10 protein-coding genes are annotated in these 13,428 nt (G+C 39.9%); 2 read left to right on the top strand and 8 right to left on the bottom strand.

Annotation, left to right across the window (positions count from 1 at the left end):
* From L870_RS17465 to L870_RS18615, 8 genes are all read right to left on the bottom strand, one after another.
* On the bottom strand, positions 1-848 hold an 848-nt coding region (locus tag L870_RS17465), incomplete at its 3' end, for a glycoside hydrolase family 11 protein (RefSeq protein WP_162148447.1).
* 344 nt (positions 849-1,192) lie between these two features.
* Positions 1,193-2,671, bottom strand: coding sequence for a serpin family protein (locus L870_RS17460; protein WP_051411530.1), 1,479 nt, complete (start codon positions 2,669-2,671; stop codon positions 1,193-1,195).
* 99 nt (positions 2,672-2,770) lie between these two features.
* A complete protein-coding gene (locus tag L870_RS18620) occupies positions 2,771-4,702 on the bottom strand; it encodes a serpin family protein (RefSeq protein WP_051411529.1) in 1,932 nt (643 codons plus the stop codon).
* Between the two features lie 194 nt (positions 4,703-4,896).
* Positions 4,897-7,008 carry a hypothetical protein gene (locus L870_RS0111470; protein ID WP_028518265.1) on the bottom strand — a complete coding sequence of 704 codons (2,112 nt, stop codon included), beginning with the start codon at positions 7,006-7,008 and terminating at the stop codon, positions 4,897-4,899.
* The gene (locus tag L870_RS0111465) at positions 6,995-7,549 is read right to left on the bottom strand and encodes an RNA polymerase sigma factor (RefSeq protein ID WP_028518264.1); all 555 of its coding nucleotides are present in this window, start codon (positions 7,547-7,549) and stop codon (positions 6,995-6,997) included. Before L870_RS0111465 ends, L870_RS0111470 begins: the two co-directional genes overlap by 14 nt.
* Positions 7,550-7,713: 164 nt before the next feature.
* A complete protein-coding gene (locus tag L870_RS0111460) occupies positions 7,714-8,877 on the bottom strand; it encodes a GGDEF domain-containing protein (protein ID WP_028518263.1) in 1,164 nt (387 codons plus the stop codon).
* Positions 8,878-9,126: 249 nt separating this feature from the next.
* A complete protein-coding gene (locus tag L870_RS0111455) occupies positions 9,127-10,056 on the bottom strand; it encodes a DUF4846 domain-containing protein (RefSeq protein WP_028518262.1) in 930 nt (309 codons plus the stop codon).
* Positions 10,057-10,398: 342 nt separating this feature from the next.
* Positions 10,399-11,583 (bottom strand): nucleotide disphospho-sugar-binding domain-containing protein, encoded by a 1,185-nt coding sequence (locus tag L870_RS18615; protein ID WP_028518261.1) that lies wholly within the window; start codon positions 11,581-11,583, stop codon positions 10,399-10,401.
* A 1,050-nt stretch (positions 11,584-12,633) separates the two neighbouring features.
* Between L870_RS18615 and L870_RS0111445 the strand changes: the two genes are divergently transcribed.
* Positions 12,634-12,834 carry a 4Fe-4S binding protein gene (locus L870_RS0111445; RefSeq protein ID WP_028518260.1) on the top strand — a complete coding sequence of 67 codons (201 nt, stop codon included), beginning with the start codon at positions 12,634-12,636 and terminating at the stop codon, positions 12,832-12,834.
* The gene (locus L870_RS0111440) at positions 12,824-13,423 is read left to right on the top strand and encodes a 4Fe-4S binding protein (RefSeq protein ID WP_028518259.1); all 600 of its coding nucleotides are present in this window, start codon (positions 12,824-12,826) and stop codon (positions 13,421-13,423) included. Before L870_RS0111445 ends, L870_RS0111440 begins: the two co-directional genes overlap by 11 nt.
* Positions 13,424-13,428 lie beyond the last annotated feature (5 nt).

Raw genomic sequence — 13,428 nt, 5'->3', positions numbered from 1 at the left:
CCCCAGTTATTCCAGTCGTTGTTCTGGTTCTGCTGTCCCCAGTTATTCCAGTCGTTGTTCTGGTTCTGCTGCTGGTTATTGTTCTGGTTCCAGTCATTATTCTGCTGACCGCCACCGCCGCCTGCACCTTCTGTAACAGTTACGCTCTTTACATTAGCAGAACCGTTTGATCTGTAACCTTCGATATTGAGTGATACTTCGTAGAGAGTACCTGACATATCAAGACCTGCTTTTTCCCAAGCCTCAAAATGCTTTGATACGTCAATAGTGCCCTTCATGTAGTTAGTCTGGTTGTTTGCTGAACCGCTCTGTGTACGAACACTCCAGTACTGTGGGAATGTAGCTGTACCATCAAGTGATGGCTGATTGTAACGCATTGACTTGCGTATATCGTATGTATTTCCGTTAAGAGTTACAGTACCCTTGTTTTCACCGTCATTTCCGGGTGGTCTCCAGTCGCCCCAGCCTTCAACGATATAGTACTCCATGAGAGGATTTCTTGTCCATCCGTAAACGCACATATAAGAATTTCCTCTTGGTGTGTACTCAACATCGTATGTAAGAACGATATTTCCGAAAGCCTTGTAATTTTTCTTCTGGCTGTCGTAGTTTTTACCCATACGTGCAAGGAAGTTTTCAATGTTGCTCCATGAGCAGGTAAAAGAGCCTGCGCCCGGATTCATTGATGCCTGACCCTGACCGTTCTGGTTCCACATTTCGTAGTCGTATCCGCCGATATTGCCTCTTGTCTGCTGGTCAGCAGCTGAAGCAACAGCAGGGATAGCAGCTGCGAGCATCATTGTTGATGCGCCGGCGCCGATGATCTTTTTGATCTTGTTAAGCTTCAAATAAATCACTCCTTTTAAAGTAAGAAATTGGATTTTGTAATACTCCCAGTATATTTTGCTGTTTTTATTTCTAACTTAATTATAGATAAATGGCACCCCGGTCACAAGTCATTTATTGCTGTAGTTTTGTTGCTCTGACCAAATATTGCGCTCATATAAAAAGTATATTTCCCTAAAAATAGCCATAAAGCATCGTCTGCCTGTACAATGGCCGCAATTTATGTGTTTTTTCAGTATGCAAAAATTGTTATGCGAATATTGCACATTGTGATATATATAAAACGAATAATGTTATGTATTGTTTGTAATATCACTGCCATTTCAGCTTAAAAAAAAGGAAAATATCATTCTTCCTGCGGAGCCGTAACAGACTTCTCGGGAATAGTCATAAGTGCTCCGATAAACAAAGGGATACGTGTTTCTCTGTCAAAGATACAGTAAATGAAAGGTCTTGTAAGATATACCTCTTTAGGCGGCATTCCGCCTCCTGCAAGTCCTCCGACAACGGTAGCAGCTGTAGCCTTTGTTCCCCTTTCGTTTACATCAAGTGTTGTCTTGTGCTTGACGTAGCGAAGCCATGTAGGTACACCTGCCGACGTAAAACCTGTGAAATCAGCTTTTTCATCAAACGCATCTTCCATTCCCATTGCTTTCAGCTCGTCGGTGAGGTCGTTATCGTATTCCAGACTGAATTTCGGCATTGATGTCATTGCAGTCTCATCATTCTTATCCTGCGCAAGCAGTCCGTCAAGCTTCTCAGGTGTCAGGCTCTTGATATAATCATGTATATTTATATCCTCATGTGGAAGCAGCGCTGCATATGCGATATTCTCGTCCTTGTAGTATTTTATAAATCCGTCCGTATCATCATCACCAATGTAGTCAGCATAATCCGACATAAATTTACAGGTCTGCTCCTCTCCCGAAATATTAGTAAACTGCCAGTCACGTACCTGATATCCAAGGTATCTGCTTTGCCATTCAGCATCAAGAACTACGGCATTGATGATATAGAATACATCATCAGGCTTTATTTCATCAATTATCTCGGGGATATAATGCTTTGTCTTATTATCTACCCATTTATTTACATCTTTGAGCGTATCGTCGTTAAAGGGTGACAGATAATAATCAGCATCATAATAATTCAGGTTTGTCTGTATGAATTCGGGAACAGGCATGATCAGATACGGATCATCTTTTACCCATACGGAATTTGCTGTTTCTATCACTGACTGACCGCTCGAACCCACCTTTTGTCTGAACAGATACAGGTATTCATTCAGTTCTTCAACAGGGACTCCGCCGAGCACCTGCTCCATTTGTTCAAGAGTTTCACCTCCTGCACCGTTTGTCGTCATGGCAAGAGACTGCATTATCGAATAAGGTGATACAAATATATTTTCATCTTTATCAGCGTCGATCGCCTTCAGCAGCTCAGTTGCGAACTTGCGCTGTCCTGCTGCAAATTTATCATCAGCCGCCATTCCAGCGACCTTTGATTTGGCTATTCCAGAGCAAAGATTTCGTGAAACAGACGAAGTGTCCTTAGGCATCCCTTTTATGAGCATTTTTCTCATCTGACACAGATCAAAGATATCCAGTGAGCCGTCTCCGTTTATATCGCCATTATCAGCATTGGTGATCTCGCCCTTTCCGCTCAGCCAGCGCTGAAGCATTACAATATCGGAAATATTGAAAGCACTGTCATCATTCACATCTCCGCTGACTGCCGCACTCTGCGCTGAAACGCTTGCTGATGCAAACGCAGGAACTGTCATTCCCAGCGCAAGCATTGCCGCCATTAACCTTCTGAATTTCATAAATACATCCTCCATTATATTCTATTTCACCCTTATACGGGGCATATTATATGCAAAAGCTCTTCTGCCATAAATACAGAAGAGCTTTCAGCAGTTGCATTACTTTTCTTCAAGCTGTGTAGCTGCACCGATAAACAATGGTACATTGTTCTTATCAACTATCATGTAAACAAAAGGTCTGTCAAGAGTGATATAAACCTTCTTCTTTTCGATAGGAGCAGCAGCACCAAGTCCCATTATTACAGCTGTTGCCGCAGCAGCCTTTGTACCCTTTTCGGTAACTTCGATCTTTGTCTTATGAAGAACATTATCAATGTATAACGGAAGAGCTCCTTCAACACTGAGATCGTTTATCTTCGAGAAATCAGCCTTTGAAGGCTCAAATGCTGTTTCCATTCCAAGCTTCGGAAGTACCTCCTTCAGCTTCGTTTCATAATTATATTTGAACTTAGGTATCATTACATAAAGATCAATAGTAGAAGGATCTGCATATTCCTTTAAGCCTTCGGCAAGAGCTTCACCGTCAAGATTTTCAACATAGCTTTCAAAATCAACGTCCTCGTGAGGAAGTATTCCTACGAAGCTGTAATCTCCGTTCTGATAAGGCTTCTTGAAAGCATCAGCGTTGCCGAGATCGTAATAATAGCCTTCCATACTGTTCATTTCCTTGATAGGGTGCTTGTCGCCGTTCAGGTCAGTGAATTCGCCGTCTTCTGTACTGAGATACGGACTCATCCATTCTGCTTCAAAATACAGAGTATTTAGCAGCATCATTGCTGTATTATCCTTTATATCGTCTCTTTTGATAAGATTCGGGATCATGCCCTTTGTATTCTTGTTTACCCAACCGTTGATGTCCTTGACTATATTATCCTCATTTCCTTTAAACTTGCACTTATACATCTCTGAGTTATAGTACTTACTGTTTGTTTCAAGGAATTCATCATAGACCTTGAATGTTGGATCGTCCTTGAACCAAATCGAGTTTGCAAGGTATACCTTTTCCTTCTCCTTATCAGGCAAATTCCTGAGATAATACGCCATGTAAGAGTTTATATCATTGAGGGAAAGATCATTTCCGATGACCTTTTCCATTTCCTTTTTGGTTTCGCCGTCAGCTCCGTTTGCAGTCATTGCAAGAGCTGTCGAAATGGATAGCGGAGACAAAAGAAGATTTTTGCTGTCATTCTCGGGATCAAAGCACTTCTTCAGAAGATCAACGCCGAATTTCATTTCCGCAGCTGCAAACTTTTCATCAGTCTTTACGCCCTCAGCAGCCTCTACGCTTACAGTATTGTCAAGGCGTACACTTCCGATATTTGAAGCTCCGTTGAATTCCTTTGCATTTCCGAGAACGAAGTCCATGACCTGTCTCAGATCGTCTTCGGTTATCTCTGTATCCATGTCTATATCAGCATTAAGGAACTGAGCCTCGCTGAGCTTATAGGAAAGATTGCCTGCGATATACTTCTTATACGTTACAATGTCAAAGGAATCTATAACTCCGTCATCGTTTATATCGCCGTAAATGTGCTCATTTGGATCCTTTATGGATACTATCTGACTTACATAGTATTCATTTTCTCTTCCCCATCCCCATGAACTGTATCCGTCTGTACCTACCAGATCATCATATTCTTTCATTGCAGCGAATTTTATGTTGACTCTGTCCTCACGTTTGAGCGTACTTGCCAGTTCATAGTTCTCAGGCTCATAAAACCTTGCTGACTCTTCAAAATAAATACTGTCCAGCACTATCTCTTTATGATATTCATAATTATACCAGTTGCCTCCCCTTGAAGGTATAAGGTCAATTTTTATAAGTCCTTCATAATTTCTTACATCATAAATGTATGCATCGAGAAACTCATATTCATACATTTGAGTTTCCTCGTTGTAGCTAACGCTGGAGTAGCTGCCTTCCGCGTGTACAGCCGGCGGCGGCGGGAATGTTCCTCCCGAATAGCTGAAAAACAGTGCAGCTCCAACAATGCCTGCTGCTGCCTGTTTCATTTTCTTAAATCTGCCCATAATTAACACTCCTCTCATGTCATACGGATATAACTATCCATGTCACAATTATAACATTATATAACTCAAATGTCAACAAAAAATGTATATTTTGCAGCGCTTTTAATGCACAAAAACAGACCTGCGTACAGAGCTTTCGTTCCGTATCCGCAGGTCTGTTCTATACCTACTATATCATACTTTCTATTGCTGACTTACTCAAGTCCGAGAAGCTCTTTCTGCACCTGAAGAGCGTCGTTTACGGTTATTCCGCTGCCTGTTTCGTAAAGATCAGCATTAAACTTTCCTTTGTCTGTAAGTTCATATTTATCAGGGTTTGCCTGTGACTGCATTATAAGCACAACGTCGCCCATATCCATGCCGCCGTCGAGGTTTGCGTCACCGTTTCTTTCAATATCAATATCGTTGAGAAGTGCAAAGCTGCTTGTATATTCCTCTGAGATATTAAATTCTTCATTGGCATTTGTGTTGAAGATATCATCGTTTTCGAGGAGCATATAGCACTCCATCAGAAGCATATCATACGTATCGCCGTACTTGCCGTCGCCGTTGACATCACACTTAGTCCTGAAGTACTCATACTGTCTCTCTCTTAATTCATTTTCTTCATCATTAAATATGCCTTCTGTATCATGCCAGTCAGGGAGGAATGTACATCTTACTCTCCACATTGCAATGTCATAATCGAATGCGTCAAGCTTTCCGTCAAAGTTGAGGTCAGGTACGTCCATCTTGCCGTCCTCGATATCCTTACAGTATTTCTTGAAGTCATTACTGAACTTGGTCTTGTCAAAGTCGCCGAAGTATTCGATGTTTTCGCCTGTTCTTGCAGCAAATACAAATGCAGCATTTATATCATAATTTGAAGCACCCTCATAGAACTGTTCATAGTAATCGGTCAGGAAGTATTCAGTGTCAAGAGGATTGTCAAGGAGGTAGCTGTAAGCCATGTAGCGTCCGCTGAACTGTCCGCCGTAAGGTCCGAGCTTGCTGAATACCTCAGCACATCTCTTTACAGTTGCCTCAGGGAGATCAATGATATCGAAAGTACACGGTGTCCAGCTTTCGCCGCCCTGTATAGTTGGATTGCTTGCATAGAACTCGCCTTCATCACCTTCTTTCCAGTTGATAACGCCGTCTACCAGATTCTGGTATTTTGCGTAAAGCGCAGTATCATTATAGAGCAGGTTTTCAAGGAATATCTCATAGTCAACACAGTCCTTAATATCAAATACGCCGTCACCGTTGACATCAGGCGAGATATCACCGTCCCTGACCATATCAGCAAAGAAACCGTAGCCCGTTCCGTAGTATCTCATGTATGTCTTAAGATTCATTGTAAAATAATATGAATTCGGGTGGACCTCATAGCCATCTGCTATCGTTTGTTCATGGATTTTCTGAATCTCCTCAGTAGGCGGAAGCTCTTCATAGATGTCCATATTGAATATAGAAGTATCCAGAGGCTTTGTCATCAAATAATACTTTAACATGAGAAGTGCATCGCCGTACCATGTTACAGAGCCGTCATGGTCATAATCAGCATAACGATCTATTCTTTCCTTTGTAGCATCATCTACAATAAATCCGTCTGTATAAGCAAACAGCTTATAGCAGTCATCTATATCGAATTTACCGTTTCCGTTCAGGTCGGTCTCGCCCTGTGCTACCTGAGCGATGATCTCCTTATCAAATGAGTTCTGTGAATACAGTCTGTAATTATCGTTAGCAGAAACTTCCATAGGCATAGCTGATAGTGCAGTAATAAACGATATTGCAAATGCAGATATTTTTTTCATTTCAAAGCTCCTTTCGTCTTCGGGTGCGATATTTGAGGCATCCGTATTGGCAGACGTTTGTGATGTGCCGCTGTTAATCAAAGGATCCTTTACTATGCTTGAAGAAGCATTAACATTGGCAGATGAATTCGGTGGAGCTGCGGTAACAGTTACCCGGGTACTGTCATTTGCAGCAGTATATGTTGTTTTTGCTTCTGTCTTTGATGACGAAGCTTTAACATGGGTCGAACTTGTATGCATTGCAGTATTCTCTTCAACGGGCTGAGTTGTAGTGACCTGCTGAGATGTATCGGTTTCTGTCACTATGATCTCGTCATCATTCGGAATGATCTGATGATTATTAGCCATAAGGTTATGAACCGCAAATACTCCGACTACAGCGGCTGCACATATGCCTGAAACAGTACATGATATGTTTTTGATGCGACGAGCCCGTTTTCTTTTGCTTTCAATTATTGCATCGCCTTTTTCAAAGACACTTGCAATAGTTTCTTCATAGCTTTTCATACACAAAGCCCTCCTTGATAAGTTCTGCTTTCAGGGTCTTTCTGGCATGATAAAGAATATCACGGACCTGTTTTTCTGTCTTTTTCATTATGCTTGCCGTTTCTCTGTTTGAAAAGTCCTCAAAGTATGTCAGATACAATGCCTGCTCATACTCGGGTTTCAGTTTTCGTATAGCCCTGTGTAAAACGCGCTTCTCCTCATTTTTGATAATACTGCCCTCGAGGTTTTCCTCACTGACTTTAGACTCAGCATCATCGAGAGAAGTCTGCAATATATACGAATGCTTTCTTATGTAATCAACTGCCGTAAATCTGGCAATGGAATAAAGCCATGTCTTGAATGAGCTTTTTCCTTTGAATTTGGGCTTATTTACGTATAGTTTTACAAAAGTTTCTTCCATAAGTTCTTCAGCAATATTTATGTTACATACAAGGCTTGACAGGTACAGGACAAGACCGTCACGGTATATGATCATCACTTCTGCGAGACCGTTCTTGTCACCTGAAAGAAAACGGCGGTAGCTACTTTCACCGTTATCCATATATACCTCCTTTCGGATAGTTCGTTGCCCATCTACTTATTAGTCGTAACTCGGATATGAAATGTCGAAGTAATTTTTCAAAAAAATTTTCCGAATTTATTTTATCTGTATGACTCAGCGAAAATACAATCTTAAAGGCAGCCTTTATTCAGGCTGCCTTTTCATTAAGTATTTTCTGCTTTTCTTCTTCCGTGGAATATCTCCTTCTGAACATATAACTGCTCATCAGCCTGTGCAATAAGCTGGGTTGCGGTAATTGCCCCCGACTTACACTCCGCACAGCCTGTGCAGACTGTGATAGCAGGGATAAGATCGGCACATTTCTGACGCAGTGCATTAATTTCATTCTGTATAGCCTCTTTGATCTCTGCATCATCGTTGACTATAAGTACAAATTCGTCGCCGCCGTATCTTGCGCAGAAGCCGTGCAGCTTATCCGAAACATTATGAAGCGCATCTGCTACGAGCTGGAGCGTCTTGTCTCCCACTATATGTCCGAATTTATCATTAACAAGCTTGAAATCGTTTACATCTATCATATGTATCCAAAAAGAATTGCTTTCATCGGCATTATGTATCATGTCCTGAAGGAATATCTCCATACGCCTGCGGTTGTTAAGTCCTGTCAGCGCATCAGAATATATCTCGCTGTTCTGTATCTCAAGGAAGGAATAATGTATCGGAAGGAATATTCCCAGCGGCACGATCGGTGTAAGCGGAAGGATCTCCTCCAGTACAGCTGTAGCCGACGGAATGATTATAAAAAACAGGGGCAGACGGTATTCCTTTTTGAGCTTGACCTGCTGATTTGAAAAGCTTTTCCAGAAGGAATATATCCCGCTGCCAAAAAGCTGTATGAAGATAATTATAATATGAACGATATATCCGTCCGCAAACTGAAATTTATCATTTTTGTCGATATAGAAATAAAAGCCTGTGAAAACAGATGATATCGTAATGATAATATCAACTATCGTTATAGCGTAATGTATTATTCTCAATATCACAGTTTGTCTTGAGTTGTTCTGATCTATACGGAAGATAACGAATATACACCACCCAAGAGTCAGCAATGCTACTGCCGCCAGTCCCGTTGCATTCAATACCTTATTGAGAGTATTGTTAAACGGGATCATTTTGCCCTGTCCGAGAGCCCACCAGATATCGCTTACAAGATAAACTATAAAAAACAGAGCCATTCCTCTGAAATGCCCCATCTGAAGCTGTGTGCCGACATTTTTGTTAGCCTTTACAATAATTCCTATCGAAAAGAATATGCAAAAGATCTCAGTTATTATATATGAAATATAAATTGCCGAATTATCCATATGATCGTCCCCCTAAGAATAATAAGCAATAAAATAATGTTATTTGTTCAGATATTATGATTCTCTGATTTTATAATAACATATTTAGTCATTAAATATATTATTTTTTTGTTAATACTTCCCCTTGAAATAAATCTTTGTTACAATAAACAACGCTGAACACTGCGTTTTGTAAAAAATGCTCAATATAAAAAGCAGGCTCTTTAAGACCCTGCTTTTATTCTTATTATTTCATTTGATCCGATCTGTTTAAAAGCCTTCCTTCCAGCGGCGTATATCCTGCTTCCCAAACTCAAAAGTTCCGATGACGAAAGACTCCTGTTCAAGCTGTTCCTGAGTAAACCACGGTGAATATTCCTTGCCATCAGTCCTTGTCAGCACATGGAAGCATACGGCAGGGATAAAGCTCTGTCCTATAAGATAGCATTTCTCACCTTTTTCGTTTACAGCCTCATCAACTATCATAACAACATGAGTATCATTGCAGATAATATCGCCTACTCTCAGTTCATCAGGAGATATGACCTCCGATTCCTTTTGCAGCGACAGCGTACCTGCATAGCGCATTACCTCTTTCAGATAATTCTTGTACTGCTGCTCACTTTTATCAGGAAGTGCCGCAGGAATTTCAAATGAGAAATTTGCAACAACAAGCATTCTTTTTCCTTTTCGCCAGCTATTATAGTCACAGACATCGCCGTTTGAAAACTGGAAAGATATCTTGTCATACTGTTTTGTATCATAAAAATAATCGCTGTAAAGTCTTATTACGCTGTCAGCACACTGCTGATAGCCTTCATCGCCGAGGCTTATATCAAAAATAGCAGCAGCATCTGAGGAATCATACGTTGTTCCGTCATATACAGGGATTTTTATATCATCAGGAAGCAGAGGATATTTTCTCAGGTATGCACTAAAGCTGCCTTCATTTGCAGGAACCCTGCTGTAGCCGTCGGGAGGAAGTATTCGTGTTTCAAGGGTCATACCCTTGGGATCCAAAGACTGTATCTCAAAATGTCTGTTTGCAGGTTCAATCGTCAGCTTTGCGGCTTCCCACTCAGGATTGACTCGGATATAAATAAAAACTGATAATACTGCAAGAATTATTATCAGAACCGCAATACGAACAGCTCTCTTTTTTTCTTTTTTATTCTCATTGACTTTTTGATTTGCACCCATTGTTGTCCTCACTTTCAGCACATCACATTAACTCGGGATTTCTCCTATCTGCCGCAGCTGCGCAGGTACACCTGTTAATTCAAACAATTAACGTAACTTTATTATATCATGCCTCTGTCCATAAGTCAACAGCTTAATACTGCGTTTCCATTTACAAATCAAGCCTTATACCTGCACTCATAGCATAAAAAACCGTTTGAATATCGGCGTTCAACTGATATCCAAACGGTTTATGTTTTTATCGTTTTATTTTAATCTGAACTGTCAGCCGGCAATAAACCTGCTGTTCTGTATTTTGACGAGAATCGCAAAACGCCATATATTACACAGAACAAAAGCTGCTTATTCAAATACCTTTTCGTAAATTGCTTTTCTGTTGTTTCTTGCCTCTTTAAACGAATCCATAATTTCATTAATGCCCTTTTTGAAGTTTTCCCTGTTATCATAAGCTTCTTTTACTGCATTTCTTAATACATCAGGTGTTATTTCGATTTCATTCTTATTCAGGAATATGCCTGCATTTAATCTCTTAACTGTTCTTGAAACGTCAAACTGGTCATATTTCTGCGGAACTAAAACCATAGGAACGCCATTTGCCAGACCTTCTGATGTCGAATTAAAGCCTGCATGAGTAATGAAAACATCTACTTCGGGTAAAAGCTGAGTCTGAGGTACATAATTATATATACTGAAGTTCTTTGGTATCTCAGTGAAGTACTGCTTGATATTAACAAATTTTCCCACAGATACGATGACCTGATATTCTTCAGAATCCTTAAATGCTTCGATACAATGATGATAGAATGCAAGATCCTTGCCAAAAACTGTTCCTAAAGAAATATACAGTAATTTTTTATTCTCGTCTTTCTTAAAATCAAAGCTGTTATCCACAACTCTCTTTTCGATATGAGGACCTATGAAATAGCATGTATCATCTGTATCTTCAGGTCTTAAATGGAAGAATTTTGAAGTCAGGATAAGTTTTTTGAATTTATTCGGAGTAACATGAAGTCCAACAAAATCATGTAAATTAATGTTATATTTTTTATTGGTTTCCTGTAAGCCCATTAATCTGCCCTTCATAATATCCAGAAGGTTTTCATCTGTCAGAATGAAAGAAGTACAGATCTTAACAAATTTTGAAGGGTCGATATTTAATACCTTATTCATTTCTTCAATATCAAAGAACGAATCAAAAACATAATAATCATAATCTGTCTTATCTTTAAGCAATAATGTGATAAGTACATCTATTGCCTTTCCGAACATAAAAGAATTAATTGCAAAAGGCGGAGCTGTTGGCGGTAATCTTTTTGCAATTTCACTGACATCAGCTGAATACACAACCTTTTTTACAGGAACATCATCTAATCTGGCTGCAAATTCGTCCATAACATAACAGGTCACATCATGTCCCATTGAAGCCAGTTCCCTGACGATCTCAACACTTCCTGTAAAATGGCCATGTAAAATACCATTTACGACTAAAATTTTCTTTGATTTCTTCTCCATAAGCGTTTCGCTCATTATATTTCCTCCCCGATATAAAAAGATACTAAGTACAAGCTGTTTTTCGCTGTACTGTACTCCGTTGGCATTTGATATCAAAGCAGCTTAAACGCTGCCCTCAGCAGAGTAAGCCCCGAAACTTCAAAAAGGTTCATTCAATGTGTTCTCTCTGATAATTTATACGGGTCACGCAATTGTATCCGTATTATCTTTTTATCCAGAGCTTCACATTATAGGACTTTTCCGCAGTGCAACCTTGCGAAAACACACCCCCAGACTTTTCACGTCCATATTAATACTGAATTATTCATAAATATACAAGTAGTCACATATCAGGCAAAAAACTGATTCTGTTTCAAATATCATATCCACCCTGAAAATGAAAAAGCACAGAAAAAGAGCTTCAGATTTGTTATAATGAAATCGCATAAAACAAATGTGAAGCTCTTATTATCAATATTAGAAACTGTCAGGTGTTATCAGTATAATCAATCGCTATGTCAATGAAAAGTAAAGTCCGGCAAACCGTAAAAACATAATACAAGCGTAATGCTGTGCATAGATTTTATCAAAATTAATCAGGCTGCGGCAATATAGACCTGCCGTTCCATAACCATACACAGTTCTGCGCTGAATGAACTTACCTACAGCAAGCTCAAGCAATTAATAGGATTTGCCATGAGTAAAAATCTCGCAGGATGCAAAAGGGATAAATACAGGATAAGTATATCATAAAGTGATGATATATATTGCTGATCAAAGAAAAAATGATTTCAAATCGAAGAGTTTATAAATTCAAACGCTGGTTTCTCAAACGGATATGTTTGTGAATAACTCAGTTACATATTATATCACACTCCTCAAAAAAAATCAAGACCTTTTTCTAATATTTATTGAAAAAATAAAGAACTGACATTCACCGTCAAACCTTTTTACAACATATCACGCAACTTTACAGCATAATGCGCATCGAAAGCTCGTCCGCTGTCTATCCGCCTGAATTAAATGTGACTTTGTCACAGATAAAAAATACCTCCTGTTGTATACTATAACACAGGAGGCGATGATATGAAACGAAAAGCAATAGTTGATACAAGTATGTGCGCAGCCTGCGGCTGCTGTGTGAAGGTCTGTCCGATGGGAGCTATAAGCGTTCCTCATGGCGTAAATGCTGTCATTGACGAAACACTTTGCATAGGCTGCGGAAAATGTGCCAAAGAGTGCCCTGCAAGCATTATCACACTTGAGGAGGCAAACCATGAAAGCTAAGAAAAAATGGTACGATTACCTGTGGATTTTCTCACTGACTTACCTTATACTCGGATTTGTGAATATACTATTTGCATTGCTGGGTATGATATGCTTTATCGCACCGCTCGTCATTTCTATCGGTTGGGGAAACAAAGCATACTGCAATAAATTCTGCGGACGCGGACAGCTTTTCTCCATGCTCGGCGGACATTTCGGACTTTCACGTAAAAAAGATATGCCGAAATGGATGAAATCCAAATACTTCCGATATGGATTTCTCATATTCTTCTTTACCATGTTTTTCATAATGCTCTGGAACACATATCTTGTATTCGCAGGTCAGCGTCCTCTCGGACAGAAAATAAAGCTGCTGTGGACATTCAAAGTGCCGTGGCAGTGGGCTTATCACGGAACAATATTCTCGGACGGTGTGGCACAGTTTGCATTCGGATTTTACAGCATCATGCTCACTTCGACCATACTCGGCTTTTTGACTATGATTCTTTTCAAGCCTCGTTCATGGTGCGTATACTGTCCTATGGGCACTATGACTCAGCTCATATGCAAAGCAAAACACGTGACAAAGTCACAGACTGACGCTAAATAATCGTA

The sequence above is a fragment of the Ruminococcus flavefaciens ATCC 19208 genome (genome assembly GCF_000518765.1).
In the GTDB taxonomy this organism is placed as follows: Bacteria; Bacillota; Clostridia; order Oscillospirales; family Ruminococcaceae; genus Ruminococcus; species Ruminococcus flavefaciens.
The sequence above is the reverse complement of the archived record's forward strand: the minus strand, read 5'-3'. Positions and strand labels throughout refer to the sequence as shown.

Coding starts and splice junctions, on each gene's coding strand:
- L870_RS0111440 (WP_028518259.1), top strand. CDS start 12,824: ATGAAAGCTAAGAAAAAATGGTACGATTACCTGTGGATTTTCTCACTG.
- L870_RS18620 (WP_051411529.1), bottom strand. CDS start 4,702: ATGGGCAGATTTAAGAAAATGAAACAGGCAGCAGCAGGCATTGTTGGA.
- L870_RS0111470 (WP_028518265.1), bottom strand. CDS start 7,008: ATGAAAAGCTATGAAGAAACTATTGCAAGTGTCTTTGAAAAAGGCGAT.
- L870_RS17460 (WP_051411530.1), bottom strand. CDS start 2,671: ATGAAATTCAGAAGGTTAATGGCGGCAATGCTTGCGCTGGGAATGACA.
- L870_RS0111465 (WP_028518264.1), bottom strand. CDS start 7,549: ATGGATAACGGTGAAAGTAGCTACCGCCGTTTTCTTTCAGGTGACAAG.
- L870_RS0111460 (WP_028518263.1), bottom strand. CDS start 8,877: ATGGATAATTCGGCAATTTATATTTCATATATAATAACTGAGATCTTT.
- L870_RS0111445 (WP_028518260.1), top strand. CDS start 12,634: ATGAAACGAAAAGCAATAGTTGATACAAGTATGTGCGCAGCCTGCGGC.
- L870_RS18615 (WP_028518261.1), bottom strand. CDS start 11,583: ATGAGCGAAACGCTTATGGAGAAGAAATCAAAGAAAATTTTAGTCGTA.
- L870_RS0111455 (WP_028518262.1), bottom strand. CDS start 10,056: ATGGGTGCAAATCAAAAAGTCAATGAGAATAAAAAAGAAAAAAAGAGA.